This is a genomic window from Phreatobacter sp., assembly GCF_052440005.1.
Classification (GTDB): Bacteria; Pseudomonadota; Alphaproteobacteria; order Rhizobiales; family Phreatobacteraceae; genus Phreatobacter.
In genome coordinates this window covers 1-17,484 of record NZ_JBQVQL010000049.1, presented here as the reverse complement: position 1 = coordinate 17,484, position 17,484 = coordinate 1, and the positions used below count along the sequence as shown (strand labels likewise).

17 protein-coding genes are annotated in these 17,484 nt (G+C 69.4%); 8 read left to right on the top strand and 9 right to left on the bottom strand.

Features of this window, described 5'->3' with window-relative positions; translation table 11 throughout:
* The first annotated feature begins 1 nt into the window (after position 1).
* Together ACT6XY_RS13230 and ACT6XY_RS13225 are read left to right on the top strand one after the other, a co-directional pair.
* Positions 2–1,018, top strand: coding sequence for a FecCD family ABC transporter permease (locus ACT6XY_RS13230; RefSeq protein WP_444748792.1), 1,017 nt, complete (start codon positions 2–4; stop codon positions 1,016–1,018).
* Positions 1,015–1,779 carry an ABC transporter ATP-binding protein gene (locus ACT6XY_RS13225; RefSeq protein ID WP_444748791.1) on the top strand — a complete coding sequence of 255 codons (765 nt, stop codon included), beginning with the start codon at positions 1,015–1,017 and terminating at the stop codon, positions 1,777–1,779. Before ACT6XY_RS13230 ends, ACT6XY_RS13225 begins: the two co-directional genes overlap by 4 nt.
* Positions 1,780–1,957: 178 nt before the next feature.
* Here ACT6XY_RS13225 and ACT6XY_RS13220 read toward each other — a convergent pair whose 3' ends face one another.
* The 8 genes from ACT6XY_RS13220 to ACT6XY_RS13185 all read right to left on the bottom strand — a co-directional run bounded on the left by ACT6XY_RS13220 (position 1,958) and on the right by ACT6XY_RS13185 (position 10,849).
* Complete coding sequence (locus tag ACT6XY_RS13220) at positions 1,958–2,845, bottom strand: ABC transporter permease (protein ID WP_444748790.1); 888 nt, start codon at positions 2,843–2,845, stop codon at positions 1,958–1,960.
* A 3-nt stretch (positions 2,846–2,848) separates the two neighbouring features.
* Positions 2,849–3,790, bottom strand: a complete 942-nt coding sequence (locus ACT6XY_RS13215) for an ABC transporter permease (protein ID WP_444748789.1) — start codon at positions 3,788–3,790, stop codon at positions 2,849–2,851.
* 9 nt (positions 3,791–3,799) lie between these two features.
* Positions 3,800–5,332 carry an ABC transporter substrate-binding protein gene (locus ACT6XY_RS13210; protein WP_444748788.1) on the bottom strand — a complete coding sequence of 511 codons (1,533 nt, stop codon included), beginning with the start codon at positions 5,330–5,332 and terminating at the stop codon, positions 3,800–3,802.
* A gap of 65 nt (positions 5,333–5,397) precedes the next feature.
* Entirely contained in the window at positions 5,398–6,117 is a 720-nt protein-coding gene (locus tag ACT6XY_RS13205; protein ID WP_444748787.1) for a DUF1028 domain-containing protein, read from the bottom strand.
* Between the two features lie 24 nt (positions 6,118–6,141).
* Positions 6,142–7,932, bottom strand: a complete 1,791-nt coding sequence (locus tag ACT6XY_RS13200) for a gamma-glutamyltransferase family protein (protein WP_444748786.1) — start codon at positions 7,930–7,932, stop codon at positions 6,142–6,144.
* Between the two features lie 107 nt (positions 7,933–8,039).
* Complete coding sequence (locus ACT6XY_RS13195; protein WP_444748785.1) at positions 8,040–8,813, bottom strand: short-chain dehydrogenase/reductase; 774 nt, start codon at positions 8,811–8,813, stop codon at positions 8,040–8,042.
* Between the two features lie 12 nt (positions 8,814–8,825).
* On the bottom strand, positions 8,826–9,629 hold the full coding sequence (locus ACT6XY_RS13190; protein WP_444748784.1) for an enoyl-CoA hydratase: 804 nt from the start codon (positions 9,627–9,629) through the stop codon (positions 8,826–8,828).
* Between the two features lie 26 nt (positions 9,630–9,655).
* The gene (locus ACT6XY_RS13185) at positions 9,656–10,849 is read right to left on the bottom strand and encodes a CaiB/BaiF CoA transferase family protein (protein WP_444748783.1); all 1,194 of its coding nucleotides are present in this window, start codon (positions 10,847–10,849) and stop codon (positions 9,656–9,658) included.
* Between the two features lie 174 nt (positions 10,850–11,023).
* On the opposite strand from ACT6XY_RS13185, the gene ACT6XY_RS13180 reads away from it, so the two are divergent.
* From ACT6XY_RS13180 to ACT6XY_RS13170, 3 genes are all read left to right on the top strand, one after another.
* Entirely contained in the window at positions 11,024–11,338 is a 315-nt protein-coding gene (locus tag ACT6XY_RS13180; protein WP_444748782.1) for a hypothetical protein, read from the top strand.
* 3 nt (positions 11,339–11,341) lie between these two features.
* Positions 11,342–11,929 carry an NAD(P)H-dependent oxidoreductase gene (locus ACT6XY_RS13175; protein WP_444748781.1) on the top strand — a complete coding sequence of 196 codons (588 nt, stop codon included), beginning with the start codon at positions 11,342–11,344 and terminating at the stop codon, positions 11,927–11,929.
* Positions 11,930–12,079: 150 nt separating this feature from the next.
* Complete coding sequence (locus tag ACT6XY_RS13170) at positions 12,080–13,525, top strand: aldehyde dehydrogenase family protein (protein WP_444748780.1); 1,446 nt, start codon at positions 12,080–12,082, stop codon at positions 13,523–13,525.
* Positions 13,526–13,575: 50 nt separating this feature from the next.
* On the opposite strand, the gene ACT6XY_RS13165 is transcribed toward ACT6XY_RS13170, so the two are convergent.
* Entirely contained in the window at positions 13,576–14,328 is a 753-nt protein-coding gene (locus ACT6XY_RS13165; RefSeq protein WP_444748779.1) for an SDR family NAD(P)-dependent oxidoreductase, read from the bottom strand.
* 253 nt (positions 14,329–14,581) lie between these two features.
* Here ACT6XY_RS13165 and pimC point away from each other — a divergent pair, with 253 nt between their 5' ends.
* The 3 genes from pimC to ACT6XY_RS13150 all read left to right on the top strand — a co-directional run.
* Positions 14,582–15,778, top strand: a complete 1,197-nt coding sequence (pimC, locus tag ACT6XY_RS13160) for a pimeloyl-CoA dehydrogenase large subunit (protein WP_444748778.1) — start codon at positions 14,582–14,584, stop codon at positions 15,776–15,778.
* Positions 15,779–15,950: 172 nt separating this feature from the next.
* Complete coding sequence (locus ACT6XY_RS13155; RefSeq protein ID WP_444748777.1) at positions 15,951–17,102, top strand: acyl-CoA dehydrogenase family protein; 1,152 nt, start codon at positions 15,951–15,953, stop codon at positions 17,100–17,102.
* Positions 17,103–17,240: 138 nt separating this feature from the next.
* Positions 17,241–17,484, top strand: a 244-nt coding sequence (locus ACT6XY_RS13150; protein WP_444748776.1) for a hypothetical protein, incomplete at its 3' end; no start/stop codon positions are given.

Genomic DNA, 17,484 nt, shown 5'->3' with positions numbered 1-17,484 from the left:
CATGCAGCCCCTCCGATCCCTCGGTGGTGGCGCAGTGGCCGCCTCGGTCCTCGTCCTCGGGGTCGTCGTCGCCTTCGCCGTCGGCCGCTTCCCGGTGAGCCTCGCCGACATCATCCTCGCCCTGTGGTCACGGGCGACCGGCGTGCCCTCGGGGCTGTCCCCGGCGGTGGAGGCGGTCGTCTTCCAGATCCGGGGGCCGAGGGTGCTGGCGGCGCTCTCCTGCGGCGCCGCGCTGGCGGTGGCCGGCGCTGCCTTCCAGGGCCTGTTCCGCAATCCGCTGGTCTCGCCCGACATCCTCGGCGCGTCGTCCGGGGCGGCGCTCGGCGCCGTCCTCGCCATTCTCCTGTCCTTCGGCATCTTCGGCATCCAGGCGGCGGCCTTCGCGGGCGGCCTCCTCGCCGTGGCGGCGGTCTATGCGGTCGGCTCGACGATCCGGTCCGGCGACCCGATCCTGACGCTGGTGCTCACCGGCGTCGTGCTCGGCTCGCTTCTCGGGGCGGGCGTCGGCCTCGTCAAGGTGCTCGCCGACCCCTACAACCAGCTGCCGGCCATGACCTTCTGGCTGCTCGGCTCCCTTTCGGCCACGAGCCCTGCCGATCTCGTGCCGCTGATCGCGCCCGTCGTGCTCGGCGCCCTCGTGCTGATGGCACTGCGCTGGCGGATGAACGCCCTGTCGCTGCCCGAGGAGGAGGCCCGCGCCCTCGGCCTGCCGACGGGCATCCTGCGCGTGGTCATCATCGCAGCGGCCACGCTGACCACCGCGGCGAGCGTCGCGGCCGCCGGCATCATCGGCTGGGTCGGGCTCGTCGTGCCGCATCTCGCCCGCTTCCTGGTCGGCCCCGATTTCGGCCGGCTGATCCCCGCCTCGGCCCTGCTCGGCGGCGGCTACCTCCTGCTGATCGACACGCTGGCCCGCACCCTCGGTCCGGTCGAGGTGCCGCTGGGCATCCTCACCGCGGTGATCGGTACGCCCTTCTTCATCTGGCTCCTCGCCTCCTCGCGCGGCGGGTGGTCATGACGCTCGCTGCCGACAGTCTCGCCTTCGGTTATCGCGGGCACCCGGTGGGCCGGGGCGTTACGCTCACCATCGCGGCGGGCGAGGTGCTCGCCCTGCTCGGGCCGAACGGCGGCGGCAAGACGACGCTACTGAAGACGATGCTCGGCCTGTTGCCGCCCCAGGACGGTACGGTGAGCCTTGACGGCCGGCCGCTCGCGGCCCTGACGATCCCGGAGCGAGCGCGGCTCGTCGCCTATGTGCCGCAGAGCCACCACGGCACCTTCGCCTTCACCGCCCTCGACCTCGTTCTGATGGGCCGAACCGCCCATGGCGGGCTCTTCGCGCGGCCGGGGCCGCGGGACCGCGCCGTCGCCTCCACCATGCTGGAGCGCCTCGGCATCGCGCATCTCGCCGAGCGTCCGGTGACGATGATCTCGGGCGGCGAGCGCCAGCTCGTGCTGGTGGCGCGGGCCCTCGCCCAGGAGCCGCGCTTCATCGTCCTCGACGAGCCGACGGCGAGCCTCGACTTCGGCAACCAGGGCAAGGTCATGCGCCAGATCCGCCAGCTCGCGGCCGATGGTCTCGGCGTTCTCTTCACCACCCACGACCCGAACCAGGCGCTCGGCCATGCCGACCGGGTGGCCCTCCTGCGGGACGGCGGGGTGATGGCGGAGGGGCCCGTCCGCGAGGTCCTGACGCCGGATCGGCTCGCGGCGCTCTACGGCGCGCCGGTGGAGACGGTGGTGGAGCCCGGCGGACGGACGGCCTTCCTGCCGGGGTGAGGGGGAACGATCCGCACGGCGCTCCCCGGGTCGCCACGGTAACTCCGCACGTCATGCCCGGCCTTGTGCCGGGCATCCACGAATTCTCAGAGCGCGGTGGTCAAGTCGTGGATGCCCGGGATGGACCCGGGCCTGTCGGAGAGGGGGGCGCCCTTCTTTGACGAGCTTCGGCGGCCCCTCACTTCGCCTTGGGGTCCAGCGCATCCCTCAGGCCGTCGCCGAGCAGGTTGAAGCTCAGCACCGTCACGAAGATCGCAATTCCCGGAAAGATCGCCATCCACGGCGCATTGGACAGGAAGCGCTGGGCGACGTTCAGCATCGAGCCCCAGGAGGGGGCGGGGGGCTGCTGGCCAAGGCCGAGGAACGAGAGCGAGGCCTCGGCGATGATGGCCGTCGCGATGGTCAGCGTGCCCTGCACCAGGAGCTGCGGCATGACGTTGGGCAGGATGTGCTTCCAGGCGATGCGGACCTGCGTGTTGCCGACGGCGCGCGCCGCCTCGACATAGTCTTCCGTCTTGATCGACAGGACCTGGCCGCGGGTGAGGCGCACGAAGACCGGCGTCGCCGTGATGCCGATGGCGATCATGGCGTTCTGCAGCGAGGGCCCGAGGAAGGCGGCCAGCGCGATGGCGAGGATGAGGAACGGGCAGGCGAGCATGGCGTCGGTGACGCGCGAGATCAGCGCGTCGGTCCAGCCGCCGGCATAGCCGGCGAGGAGCCCCAGCGGCACGCCGGCGAGGATGGCGATGGCGACGGAGATGACGCCGGCGGAGAGCGAGGCGCGGGTGCCGTAGACGACGCGGGAGAAGATGTCGCGGCCGACCTCGTCCGAGCCGAACCAGTGGGCGATGGACGGCGCCTGCCGCACGGCGCGCCAGCTCTGCTGGGTCGGATCGTGGGTGGCGATCAGCGGCGCGAAGATGGCGAGCAGCGCCAGCACGACGAGGAGCACGAGCGCCACCATGGCGGTGCGCCGCTTCTTCAGGCGGCGCCAGGCGCGGGCGCCGGGGCTTTCGAAGGTCGTCTCGATGGGGGCAGTGGCGGGAAGGGCTGATGTCGCGCTCATCGGTCAGGTCCTCAGGCGCGGATTGGCGAGGATGTAGCCGATGTCGGCGAGGAGGTTCAGCACGATGTAGGTGGTGGCGGTGACGAGCACGACGCCCTGCACCACGGCGTAGTCTCGGTTGAACACGGCGTCGACGATGAGCTTGCCGAAGCCGGGGATGGAGAAGATCTGTTCGGTCAGGACCGCGCCGGAGAGCAGCGTGCCGAATTCCAGCGCGCCGAGGGTGATGACCGGGGTCAGCGCGTTGCGCAGGCCGTGCTTGAGGATGACGGTGCGCTCGTCCAGCCCCTTGGCGCGGGCGGTGCGGACATAGTCGCTTTCCATCACCTGCAGCATGGCGGCGCGGGTGTGGCGCATGATCACGCCGGCAAAGGAATTGCCGAGCACGAAGGCCGGCATGATGGTCGCCGCCATGGAGGCGCGGAAGTCCTCGAAGGGCGAGACGTAGCCCGAGGCCGGCAGCCATCCCAGCTGCACGGAGAAGAGGAAGATCAGCATGATGCCGAGCCAGAAGTTCGGCGTCGAGATGCCCCAGAGGGCCACCACGTTGACCACGTAGTCCCAGGCCGTGTCCTTCTTCACCGCCGAGATGATGCCGGCGGGAATGCCGATGCCGAGGGTGAAGATCATCGCCATGACGGCGAGCTGCACGGTGACGGGCAGCTTCTGGGCGACGAGGGTCGCCACCGGCTCGGAGAGGCGCATGCTCTCGCCGAGATCGCCGCGGAAGACGCCGCCGACCCAGGCGAGATACTGGATCGGCAGCGGCTGGTCGAGCCGGTAGCGTTTGCGGATCTGCTCGATCACCTCCGGGTCCTTCTCCTCGCCCGCCATGACGAGCGCGGGGTCCCCCGGCAGCAATTGCTGCAGGAGGAAGATCAGCACCGACACGAAGAAGATGGTCGGGATGAGCTGGATGAGCCGTTTGGTGATCAGCGTGAACATGGCCGGACGTCAGTTGCCGCGGAACTTGAGGCCGATCACGCGCACGAGGCCGTCCGGGAAGGCGCGGAAGCCTTCCAGGCGGGCCGAATGAACGATGACGACCGGGCGGTGGTAGAGATAGACGATGCCGCCCTCGCTGAGCAGGAGCTCGGTCAGCTTCTCGTAGATCGCCTTGCGCTCGGCCGGGTCGGTCTTGGTGCGCGCCTCGTTGAGGAGGGCGTCTGCGGCGGGATTGCAGTAGCCGCCGTAGTTCTGCGGCTGGTTGCAGGCGTGGAAGGAGAAGACGTTGCCGTCCGGATCGGTGCGGCCCGACCAGTTCAGCATGTAGGCCTGGTAGCGGCCCTGTTCGGCCTCCTGGAGGGAGGTCGCGAACTCGGTGACGCGGATCTTCAGGTCGAAGCCGGCCTCTGCCGTCATCGCCTGCAGCACCTCGGCGACCTGACGGACCTCCGGGTTGTTCGGCACCATGAAGTCGATGGAGAGCTGCCCGCGCACGCCGGCCGCCTGCATGAGCTGGCGCGCCTTGGCGACGTCACGCTGCGGCACCGGGAAGCGGGTCTGGAAATAGGGGTTCTCCGGGTTCACCCACTGGTTGCCGGGCATGGCCGAGCCGTTGAACACGACCTGGTTGAGCGCCTGCCGGTCGATGGCCAGCGAGAAGGCCTGGATGATGCGCGGATCACGGCCGAAGCCCTGCTTGCCAGCGTCCGACTTGGCGATGTTGAGGGTGACGCCCTGGTAGCCGAGGTCGACGCCGGCGGCCATACGCAGCTGCGCATTGGCGCGGATCTGCGGGATGTCGGTGGCGAGGGCCCGCTCGATCAGGTCGAGCTGGCCGGAGCGCAGGTTGGCGAGGCGCACCGTGGCGTCGGTGATCGGACGATACTCGATCCGGCCGATGGTGACCTGGTCCTTGTTCCAGTAGTCGGCGAAGCGCTCGACGACGATGCGGTCCTGCTGGACGCGCTCGACGAACCGGTAAGGGCCGGCGCAGACGGGGGCCGAGCCGAAACGCTCGCCGAGCTCGCGGGCGGCCCTGGGGCTGACCATCATGCCGGCGCGGTCGGTGAGCTGGGCGAGGAGCGGCGAGAAGGGCTGCTTGAGCAGGAGGCGGACGGTGAGCGGATCGACCACCTCGACCTTGTCGACGGCCGAGAGCTCGGGCCGGCGGAACGAGCCCTGCATGGTCATGTGGCGCTCGAGCGAGAACTTCACCGCCTCGGCGTCCATGGCCTCGCCGTCGTGGAATTTCACGCCGGGACGGAGCTTGATGGTGACCGTCTTGCCGTCGGCGGAGGTCTCGTGGGAGAGCGCCAGCTGCGGCACGATGGCGAGCTTGTCGTCGATGTCGAAGAGCTTGTCGCAGATGGAGGCGAAGACGATGCGGCCGACATAGGTGCGGGCACGCGTCGGGTCGAGAACGTCCGGGTCCTCGGCCAGGCCGATGCGCAGCACCGACTGCTGGGCGGCCGCGCCGGAGATGGAGGCGGCGAGGAGGAAGGCGCTGGCCGTCCAGGCGAGTGTCTGTCTCATGGTCGTCATGGGTCCGGTCCTCTGGTGATGTCGGCGCGTGACGCGCTCTTGTACGGGGGGTGGAAGCGAAAGGGTCAGCCGTTGCCCGCCTCGTGGGCGAGGGCCGCCTCGATGGCGGCGTTGATGACGTCGCGGTCGACGGTGCCGGTGAGGTCGCGGCGGGTCGCGAGCATGGCGTTGAAATGGACGGCGCGCTGGCGCCAGACCTGCTCGAGGCGATCGAGCTCCGCCAGCGGCTCGGCATGATCGTCGACGCGCAGCGACAGGTACGGATAGTCCTCGGTGGTGTGGATCAGGAGCGCGGCCGACTGCTTGCCGCGCTTGTCGCCGCCCGCCGCTTCCCCCGCCCGCATGGCGGCGATCAGCCGCCGCGGGAAGGGCAGGGCGGCGCTCTCGGCGAAGACCCGCGCCGTCTCGGCGATGACCTCGGGCCCCGCCAGCATGTTGCCGGCGACCGAGAACCCGTCATGGATCGCGTGGCCGCACCAGCCGATGCAGTCTTCGCCCGTATGGGCAGCGAAGCGGCCGGCGCTGTCCATGATGTGGACCTGGCGGTGGCTGGCGCCGCCGTCGGAGGCGAGCAGGACGCGCAGCACCTCGTCCGCCGGCAGCCCCTCGCGCAGAAGTCTCAGACCCCGCGGCCCATAGGTGATGTTCGCGAGGGCCTGGGTGGCGACGGCGCCGTGGTCGGAATCGACATGGGGAACGATGGCGCCGACCGCGAAGGCGCGCGTCGCCACGGCGATGCCCTTGGCGCCGGTTGCCGGGTCCCGTGCGGCGATCGACCAGGTCATGCGGGCGTCCTCATGGCGCGATCCTCACCGTCCGCCCGCATAGGCCTGCATGCCGCGCGGATTGGCGGCGGCCTTGAGGCGGTGGCCCTCCTTGCGCGCCGCGGTGAGGCGGCCCTCGGACCAGGCGCCGCCGATCTCGACCTCGTGGCCGCGGCGGCGGAGCTCGTCGATGGTGGCCTGCGGGAAGCGGCTCTCGACGACGATGACGCCGGGGCGGGAGGTGCGCGGCCAGAAGGAGCCGGGGAAGTGCTCGGTATGCCAGGCCGGGGCGTCGATCGCCTCCTGCAGGTTCATGCCGGCGTGGACATGGCGCAGGAACATCTGCGGGATCCACTGGTCCTGCTGGTCGCCGCCGGGGGAACCCCAGGCGAGGTAGGGCGCGCCGTCGCGATAGGCGAGGGTGGGTGTGAGCGTCGAGCGCGGCCTCCTGCCGGGCTGGAGCGCTGCCGGATGGGTCTCGTCGAGCCAGAACATCTGGGCGCGCGAGCCGAGGCAGAAGCCGAGGTCGGGGATGATGGGCGAAGATTGCAGCCAGCCGCCGGAGGGGGTCGAGGACACCATGTTGCCCCAGCGGTCGATGATGTCGAAATGGACGGTGTCGCCGCGGGTGACGCCGTTCGCCTCCGTCTCGATGTCGCCGACGGTCGGCTCGCCGGCGCCGGTGGCACCTACCGCCACGCGCTTGCCGGAGGAGACGCGCGCGTCGACCTTGCCGCCGGCCCCGGCGATGGTGCCAGGGCGCAGGTCGAGGGAGGCAGTCTCGCCGATCAGCTTGCGCCGCTCGGCGTTGTAGGCGTCGGAGAGCAGCGTCTCGATCGGCACGTCGACGAAGGCCGGGTCACCGTAGAAGGCCTCGCGGTCGGCGAAGGCGAGCTTGGCGGCCTCGGTGACGACATGGACGAAATCGGGCCCGGTCACCGGCATGTCGTCGAGGCCCATGCCGTTCACCAGCGCGAGCTGCTGCAGACAGGCGAGGCCCTGGCTCCAGGTCGAGGGCTTGAAGACGCGGTAGCGGCCGTAGTCGTAGTGGATCGGCGCTTCGATGGAGGCCTTCCAGCCCGCCATGTCCTGACCCGTGAGGACGCCCTTGTTGCGCTGCCCCGTGACGTCGAAGACCTCCTCGGTGCGGCAATAGCGGTCGATGGCCTCCGCGACGAAGCCCTGGCTCCAGACGAAGCGGGCGCGGGCGATCTCGTCCTCGCGAGTCCCGCCCTCGCATTCCTTCAGGACCCGCTCGTAGGTCTCGGCGAGCCTGACGTTGGTGAAGAGGTCGCCGGGCTTCGGCACGCTGCCGCCCGGCAGATAGACGGCGGCCGAGGTGGGCCAGTGCTCGCGGAAGAGGTTCTCCACCGTGCGGATGGTGGCGGGGATGCGCTCGACCAGCGGATAGCCATGGCGCGCATAGAAGATGGCCGCCTCCAGAACGTCGCGCGGGCGCATGGTGCCGTAGTCGCGCAGCATCAGCATCCAGGTGTCGAAGGCGCCGGGGATGCAGGTGGCGAGAAGGCCGGTGCCTGGCACCAGGTCGAGGCCGAGGGAGCGGTAATGTTCGATGGTGGCGCCGGCCGGGGCCGGGCCCTGGCCGCAGATGACCTCCACCGCCTCCTTCTTCGCGTCGTAGAGGATGACAGGCACGTCGCCGCCGGGGCCGTTCAGGTGCGGCTCGACGATCTGCAGTGTGAAGGCCGCCGCGCAGCCGGCGTCGAAGGCGTTGCCACCACGCTCCAGGATGCCCATGGCGACCGCGGTCGCGAGCCAGTGGGTGGTGGTGGCGACGCCGAATGTGCCGTCGATTTCCGGGCGGGTCGTGAACATGCTCAAAAGGGTATCCTTCCATTCCCCGTCCGGCCTGCGAGCGGGGACTGCCTCCGAAGAGGCTTGTATCATAAGCAAGACATGAGCCAAGCGGCAGGGCGCCGGGCTCAGGCCCTGAATGCGAGGCCGCCGTCGACGTCCAGCGTCGCGCCGGAGACGTAGCCGCAGGCGGGAGAAGCGAGGAACGCCGCCGCGTTGGCGATCTCTCTGGGGTCGATGAGCCGGCCGAGCGGCAGGCCGGTCAGCATCTCCTCCCAGCGGCTTTCGTCGCCAAAGGCGGCAACTGCCCTTTGTTTGGACAGGGCGATGATGCGGTCGGTGCGGGTGCCGGCGGGGTTGATACCGAAGATGCGGACGCCCCATTCCTGCGACTTGCCGCCGGCCGCGCCGGTGAAGGCCATGAGCGCCGCGTTGCCGGTGCCGCCACAGACATAGTCGTAGCGGGGCAGGCGCCCCGCCATGCCGATGATATTGACGATGACGCCGCTCCTGCGCTCCTTCATGGCGAAGAGGGCGAGCTTGGTGAGGTGGATATAGCCCATCACCTTCAGCGCCCAGGCCTCCTCCCAGGTCTCCATGGAGAGGTCGAGGAGGCCGCCGGCTGGAATGGCGCCGGCATTGTTGACGAGGATGTCGGCGTCCGGGTGGTTGGCCCAGAGCGCCTCGCGGTCGGCTGCGCGCGAGAGGTCGGCCGAGGCGATCTCGACCGGCCCCTGGTGCCGAGCCTGGATGGAGGCGGCCGCGGCGGCGAGCCGCGTCGCATCACGCGCCACCATCACGACATGGGCGCCTTCGGCGGCGAAGACCTCGGCGCAGGCCTGGCCGATACCCTTCGAGGCGCCGGTGACGACGACCTTCCTGCCCGCGAGACCGAGATCCATGGCGATGCTCCCCTACTCGCCCTTGAAGTCGGGCAGGCGCTTCTCGAGGAAGGCCTTCTGGCCCTCCTTGTAGTCGGCGGAGGCGAAGCAGCGGGCGACGAGGGCATCTACCGCCTCGGCGTCCTGCTCAGCCTCGGGGCGCGAGAGCTCGACCAGCGAGCGCTTGATGGCGGCGAGTGTCAACGGCGCGTTGGCCGCGACGGTTGCGAGATAGGCCTGGACCTCTGCCTCGAAGCTCTCGCGCGGCCAGGCGCGGTGAATGACGTTGGCGCGCTCCCCGTCGGCGGCGTCGAGGATGCGCGCCGAAATGAGGATGTCGGCGACAGCGGCCGTGCCGAGCTTCTTGATCATCATCTTGATGCTGGAAAAGCCATAGCCGAGCCCGAGGCGTGCCGCCGGTACGCGGAAGCGCGAATCCGAGGTGGCGAAACGCAGGTCGCAGGTCAGCGCCAGGGCGCAGCCCCCGCCGAAGCAGATGCCGCGGATGACGGCGATGGTGGGCTTGGCGGCGTCGTGGATCGCGGCCATGCCATTCGCCACCGCGATGTCGTAGGCGCGCACGGCCTCCTCGCCGGTGCGCTTGGCGCCGAACTGGGAAATGTCGGCACCGGCGCAGAAGGCCTTGTCGCCGGCCCCGGTCACGACGATGACGCGGACAGAGCGGTCCTCCTCCGCCTGTTTCACCAGGCCCGGGACGCTCGACCACATGTCGAAAGTCATGGCGTTCATCTTGGCGGGCTGGTCGATGGTGAGCGTGGCGACGCCGCCGGCGACGGCATAGCGGACGGAGGGCGTGTGCGGGGCGGGTTCGGTCACGGCGGCAGATCCTTGTGAAATGACGTTCAGACGATGCGGGCGGCGCGCAGGCGCGCGATCTCGCGCTCGGAGAATCCTGCCTCGGCCAGCACCTCGGCGCTGTGCTCGCCGGGCTCGGCGACGGGCGTTTCGATCCGTGGCGGGGTGCGCGACATGACGAGCGGCTGGGCGATGAGGCGGATGTCGCCGCGGGCGTGATGATGGATCGGCACGGCCATGCCGAGATGGTCGACCTGCGGGTCGGAGAACACCTCGTCCATGGTGTAGATCGGCCCGGCGGGAACGCCCTCGCTCTCGAGCCTCTCCAGCCAGTGCGCCGTCGGCTCGGTGCGGAACATGTCGCCGAGCAGGCCCATCAGGGCCGGCCGGTTCCTGAAGCGCTGCCGGGCATTGGCATAGTCGGGATGGGCAGTGAGATCGTCGCGGCCCACTGCCTTGCAGAAGCTCTTCCACTGGCCCTCGCCGCCGACACCGACGTTGATGTAGCCGTCGGCGGTGGGCAGCACGCCCATCGGCGTCGAATGGGGATGGTCGTTGCCGTTCTGCGGCGGCACCTTGCCGTCCACCGTGTAGACGGCGGCCTGGAAGTCGCACATGGCGATCATGGCCTGCAGGAGCGAGGTCTGCACCCACTGGCCCTCGCCTGACTTCTCGCGCTCGGCGAGGGCGACGAGGATGCCGGTGGCGGCATAGACGCCCGCAGCGGAATCGGCGACCGCGATGCCGGCGCGCATCGGCCCTTGGCCGGCATGGCCGGTGATCGCCATGAGGCCGCCCATTCCCTGCGCGATCTGGTCGAAGCCGGCGCGGGTGCGATAGGGGCCGGTCTGGCCGAAGCCGGAGACGGAGGCGAGGATGATGCGCGGGTTCACCGCCTTCAGCGCCTCGTAGCCGATGCCGAGCCGCTCCTTCACGTCCGGCCGGTAGTTCTCGACCACGACGTCGGCGGTCTCGACGAGCTTCAGAAAGACGGCGCGGCCCTCCTCCGTCTTCAGATTGAGCGTCAGCGAGCGCTTGTTGCGATGCAGGTTCTGCATGTCGAAGCCGTGGCGGTCGCCCGACATGTTCTCGTTGGGGTCGACGCCCGGCGGCGCCTCCACCTTGATCACGTCCGCGCCGAAATCGGCCAGCACCCGGCAGCAGGTGGGACCGGCGCGCACCCGCGTGAGGTCGAGGACGCGGATATGGTCGAGCGCGGTCGAGGGGCGCGGTCTGGGCATGAGCGGTCCGGGGGCAGTCTCCAGGGGTGCGCAGACTAGGATTGTTTCCAGGGATTGCGGAAGGGGACAGCGGGCATGACAGGAACCCGCCGGCCCCCACCTCTTGATCCAGCGCAGCGACCCCGTCGCGCGCTTCGGGCATGGATGATGCCATCGTCCGAGATGGAGGTCGCCATGCTTGCCAGGACACCCGCCCACGCCCGCAGCCACAATGCGCGCAGCGCCGCCGATGCGGTCACCTTCGTCGCCACCCTCCCGGCCGTCGCCACGGCGGTCGGCGCGGAACTGCGCGATTTTGCCGCCGAGCGCCTCAAGGCCCATGCCGAACGCATCCGCGCCTGGTCGCGGGTCGGTTCGCCCATGGAGCTCATCGAGGTCGAGTTGCGCTTTGCGGCGGAGACCATGGGTGTCTATGCCGACGAGGCCATGCATCTGCGCGAGGTGGCGGAGGCTGCGGCCGCGGCGGCGGTTCCCGACGGGAAAGCCTGAGCCGTGGCCACCCGCCGGATCGCCATCATCGTCGGCCATCCCGATCCGGCCCCGGAGCGGCTCTGCCGACAGATGCTGCAGGCCTATGCTGCGGGCGCCGAGGCGGCGGGGCATGCGGTCCGCATCATCGATCTCGCGCTCCTCGACATCCCGCAGTTGCGCACCAAAGCGGACTTCGAGACCGGCGCCGCTCAGGGTGACATTGCGGGGGCGCAGGAGACTTTGGCCTGGGCGGAGCACTGGCTCATCGTCTATCCGCTGTGGCTCGGCGCCATGCCGGCCCTGCTCAAGGCCTTCTTCGAGCAGGTCTGCCGCCCGGGATTTGCCTTCCGCTACCGCGAGAAGGGCTTTCCGGAGAAGTTGCTCGCCGGGAGGACGGCCCATGTCGTCGTCACCATGGGCATGCCGGCCTTCGCCTATCGCTGGTTCTACTTCGCCCACAGCCTCGCCGCGCTGAAGCGCAACATCCTCGCCTTCATCGGGGTCAAGCCGGTCAAGGACACGCTGATCGGCGGCGTCGACGGGCTGACGGAGGCGAAGGTCGCGGCGCTGCTTGCTGATATGCGCGCGTCCGGGGCCGCCGCTCGCTGAGCGTTGCCCGCGAGGCCGGGCCGCTCGCCACGCATGGCCGGCGGTCTGGTCGCAGCCGCCCGATTGTGGTTCTGTGCCGCCCCCGAGACGGATCGGACGGACCGGCGTGTCCGAACCGGGTCCGCGTCACCCGGCGAGGAGGCAAGCCCCATGACCACCGTGTTCCGCAATTTTATCGCCGGCGAGTTCGTCAATCCGGCCAAGGCCGCCCCGAACCTCAACCCGTCCAACACCAACGAGGTGGTGGGCGAATATGCGCAGGGCTCCGTCGAGGACCTGAAGGCCGCCGTCGCCGCGGCGAAGGAAGCCTTCCCCGCCTGGAGCCGCTCGAACCCGCAGCTGCGCTACGACGTGCTGATGAAGGCCTCGAACGAGGTGATGGCGCGCAAGGAGGAGCTCGGCGCGCTGCTCTCCCGCGAGGAGGGCAAGACCCTGCCGGAGGGCATCGGCGAGGCGACCCGCGCCGGCCAGATCCTCTCCTTCTTCGCCGCCGAGGCGCTGCGGCTGAACGGCGAGCTGGTGAACTCCATCCGTCCGGGTGTCGGCATCGAGATCACCCGTGAGGCCGTCGGCGTCGTCGGCATGATCACGCCGTGGAACTTCCCCATCGCCATCCCCGCCTGGAAGCTGGCGCCGGCCCTCGCCTACGGCAACACCGTCGTCATCAAGCCGGCGGATCTCGTTCCGGGTTCGGCCTGGGCGCTGGTCGACATCCTCAACCGCGCCGGCCTGCCGAAGGGCGTGCTGAACATCGTCATGGGCCGCGGCTCTGTTGTCGGCCAGGCGATGCTGGAGCATCCGGACGTCGCCGCCATCTCCTTCACCGGCTCGGTCGCGACCGGCCGCAAGGTCGCCGCGGCCTGCGTGGCCTCCACGCCGATGAAGAAGGTGCAGCTCGAGATGGGCGGCAAGAACCCGCTCGTCGTGCTGGACGATGCGGATCTGGCGATCGCGGTCGAGTGCGCCGCCAACGGCGCCTTCTTCTCCACCGGCCAGCGCTGCACGGCGTCCTCGCGCCTCATCGTCACCGAGGGCATCCACGACCGGTTCGTCGACGCCCTGACGGAGCGGATGAAGGGTCTTGTGGTGGACGACGCCATGAAGGCCGGCACCCATATCGGCCCGGTGGTGGACGAGAGCCAGCTCGGCCAGGACGAGAAGTACATCGCCATCGGCCGCGACGAGGGCGCGAAGCTCCATTGGGGCGGCGAGCGGCTGAACCGCGACAATCCCGGCTTCTACCTGCAGCCGGCGCTGTTCACCGAGGTGACCAATTCGATGCGCATCGCCCGCGAGGAGATCTTCGGGCCCGTGGCGGCGGTCGTCCGCGCCAAGAACTACGACGACGCGCTGGCGATCGCCAACGACACCGAGTTCGGCCTGTCGGCGGGCATCTGCACGACCTCGCTGAAATATGCTTCGCACTTCAAGCGCAACTCGGAGGCCGGCATGGTGATGGTCAACCTGCCGACGGCGGGCGTCGACTATCACGTGCCGTTCGGCGGGCGGAAGGGCTCCAGCTACGGCCCGCGCGAGCAGGGCGCCTACGCCCGCGAGTTCTACACCACGGTGAAGACCGCCTACACGCTGGCGTGACGCCTGTAGTCGGGATCGAAAAGGCGGGCCAACAGCCCGCCTTTTCTGTTTCAGCCGAGCAACTGGCCGCCGTCGACGACGAGGGTCTGCGCCGTCATCCAGCTCGCATGGGGCGAGGCGAGGAACATGACGACGCTGGCGATCTCCTCCGGCGTGCCGAGGCGGTTGAAGGGGATGGCGCTCAGCACCTTGTTGTAGAGGGCGGGGTCGGAGGTGCGGCGCGCCTCCCAGGTGCCGCCCGGAAACTCGATGGAGCCTGGCGCCACGCAGTTGACGCGGATGCCCTTCGGGGCGAGCGCCGCGGCCTGGCTCGTCGTGTACTGGATCACCGCCGCCTTGACCGCCGCATAGGCCGCGGTGCGGATCGAGGGCCGGTAGCCCGAGATCGAGGCGATGTTGACGATGGATGAGCCCTTCGCCGCCTCGAGGAAGGTCAGCGCAGCGTGGCTGGCGCGCACCGTCGCCATGACGTCGACGTTGAGACCCTTGGCCCAGCCGTCCTCGGTATCGCCCAGGCCGAAGCCGGAGGCGTTGTTGACGAGCACGTCGATGCCGCCGAGCGCCTTGGCGGCTGCTGGGATGTAGGCGGCGATGGCGGCCCCGTCGGCGAGGTCGCAGGCCGCGAAATGGGTCACGGCGCCGAGCGCTCCCATCTCGGCGGCGGTGGCCTTCAGCCCATCCTCGCCGCGGGCGCAGATGGAGACGCCGGCCCCCGCTGCCGCAAATCCCAGCGCGATGGACCGGCCGATCCCGCGGCTGCCGCCGCACACCACCACGCGCTTACCCGTGAAATCGAAGGCCATGAGCCGTCTCCCCTGTTGCCGGGCGGACTGTGCCACGCCTCCGTGGACGCCGCTCGCCTGCGGCAGCGACGGCAGCCATGCGGGCGGGCCTGATCCTTCGAGGGAGGCGACCCCCGCAGGTTCCCTGTTGCCTTCGCAGCGGCGCGGGGGTTGAATGCGCCCAAGAAACATTCGCACCGGTATGTTTTCCGGGCGCCGAGGAAACCGTCATCCCGCGCCTTGCCGGCGCGGCCCTGCTCTGAGGAGGCTCCGCATGGAACTGAGGTTCACCGACGAGGAAATCGCCTTCCGCAAGGAGGTCCGCGCCTTCATCGACGCCAAACTGCCCAAGGCCCTCCGGGAAAAACTCGCCGCCGGGCATCATCCGACCCGCGACGACATCGTCTTCTGGCAGAAGACGCTCAACGACAAGGGCTGGGGCGTGGCGCACTGGCCGGTGGCCTATGGCGGCACCGGCTGGGACGCGGTGAAGCAGTACATCTTCCTCGAGGAGATGATGATGGCGCCCTCGCCGCCGCCGCTCGCCTTCGGCACGTCGATGGTCGGGCCGGTCATCTACACGTTCGGTTCGGAGGAGCAGAAGAAGCGCTTCCTGCCGCGCATCGCCAGCCTCGACGACTGGTGGTGCCAGGGCTTCTCGGAGCCGGGCGCCGGCTCCGATCTCGCGGGCCTGAAGACGAAGGCCGAGAAGGTCGGTGACCATTGGGTCATCAACGGCCAGAAGACCTGGACCACGCTCGGCCAGTATGCCGACTGGATCTTCGTCCTCGCCCGCACCGATGCGACCGTGAAGAAGCAGGAGGGCATCTCCTTCATCCTCGTCGACATGAAGACGCCGGGCATCACGGTGAAGCCGATCCAGACCATCGACGGCGGCCGCGAGGTCAACGAGGTCTTCTTCGACGACGTCAAGGTGCCGCTGGAGAACCTCGTCGGCCAGGAGAACAAGGGCTGGGACTACGCCAAGTTCCTACTCGGCAACGAGCGCACCGGCATCGCGCGGGTCGGCATCTCCAAGCAGCGCATCCGCAAGATCAAGGAGATGGCAGCCATCGAGCAGCGCGGCGGGCGCCCGCTCATCGAGGATCAGCGCTTCCGCGAGAAGATCGCCGAGGTAGAGATCGAGCTGAAGGCGCTGGAGATCACCCAGCTGCGCGTCATCGCCGGCGAGAAGAAGCGCGAGAAGGGCAAGCCCGATCCCGCTTCCTCGGTGCTGAAGATCAAGGGCTCGGAGCTGCAGCAGGCGACGACCGAACTCCTGATGGAGGTGATCGGGCCGCATTCGGCCCCGTTCACGCCGGAGGAGCCGGGCTCGAACGAGCCGCCGATCGGGCCGGAATGGGCCCAGACCATCGCGCCGACCTATTTCAACGTGCGCAAGGTCTCGATCTACGGCGGCTCCAACGAGATCCAGAAGAACATCATCGCCAAGGCCGTGCTGGGGCTGTGAGCCCCATGGGCTGCCCCAGGTTGGCCCCCACTCCGTCATGGCCGGGCTCGTCCGGCCATCCACGACTTGAACACGACCGCCGCTGAATGAAGTCGCGGATGCCCGGCGCAAGGCCGGGCATGACGACCTCGAAGCTTCAGATGACGCGGAACCGCACCGACAGGCACCTCCCATGGATTTCGATCTCTCCGAAGAACAGCAGCTCCTCAAGGACTCGGTGGAGGGCTTCCTCGCCGATACCTACGACTTCGAGAGCCGGAAGAAGTTCGCCGCGCTGCCGGGCGGCTGGAGCCCCGACGTCTGGGCGAAGTTCGCCGAGCTCGGCATTCTCGGCCTGCCCTTCTCGGAAGAGGACGGCGGCTTCGGCGGCGGCGCGGTGGAAACCATGCTGCTGGCCGAGAGCTTCGGCAAATATCTGGTCCTTGAACCCTATCTTGCCACCGTCATCCTCGGCGGCGGGGTGCTGAAGCGGGCGGGCTCTGCCGAGCAGAAGGCCGAGCACATCGCCGCCATCGCCGAGGGATCGCGGACCTTCGCCCTCGCCACCACCGAACGGCATTCGCGCTACGACCTCTTCGACGTCACCACGACGGCGAAGAAGGACGGCAGCGGCTGGGTGCTGGACGGCGAGAAGGCGGTGGTCGTCAACGGCGGGACGGCCGACCGGATCATCGTCTCGGCCCGCACGGCGGGCGCTCGCCGCGACCGCGGCGGCATCGGCCTGTTCATCGTGCCGGGCGACGCATCGGGCCTGTCGCGGCGCTCCTCGCCCACCCAGGACGGCACCCACGCCGCCGAGGTCAGCCTCTCCGGCGTGCGCGTCGAGGCCACGGACGTCATCGGCGACCCCGAAGGCGGGCTTCCCGTGCTCGAGGCGGTGGCGGACGAGGCCATCGCCGCGCTCTGCGCCGAAGCCGTCGGCGCGATGAGCGAACTCACCGATCTCACCGTCGACTATCTGAAGCAGCGCAAGCAGTTCGGCATCAATATCGGCCAGTTCCAGGCGCTGCAGCACCGCGCGGCCGAGATGTTCGTCGCCCTCGAACAGGCGCGCTCCATGGCGATGTTCGCCGCCATGACGGCCGCCACGGAGGATGCGACGGAGCGGCGGGCGCTCGCCTCCGCCGCAAAGGTGCAGATCGGCCGTTCGGCGAAGTTCATCGGCCAGCAGGGCATCCAGCTGCACGGCGGCATCGGCATGACGATGGAGTACAAGGCGGGCCACTATTTCAAGCGGCTGACCATGATCGACACGCTGTTCGGCGATGCCGACCACCATGTCGCGGAGGTGGCGTCCTACGGCCAGCTCGTCTCGGCGGCCTGACGCTTCACCCCTCCGTCAAAGACCGTCGGGCCCGCCTGCGAAAAAAAATCGCGGCGGGCCCGAACCTTTTTGCGCGGCGGCGCAACCCATGGAGGACCGGGGCGCAGGTGCCCCACCAGAGCCAGAAGGACCACCGCCATGAACCGCATCAAGACCCTCGCCATCGCCGCCCTCGCCGTCGCCACCATGTCGGTCGGCGTCGCTTCCCAGGCCGAAGCCGGCCCGTTCCACCGCCGCCACATCGGCTTCGGCGTCGGGGCGCTTGCCACCGGCCTGATCGTCGGCGGCGCCATCGCCGCAAGCCGCTCCAACGCCTACGCCTCCGAGTGCTACCTGACCCGCCGCTGGGTCGACGGCCCCTACGGCCCGGAGCGCCGCACCG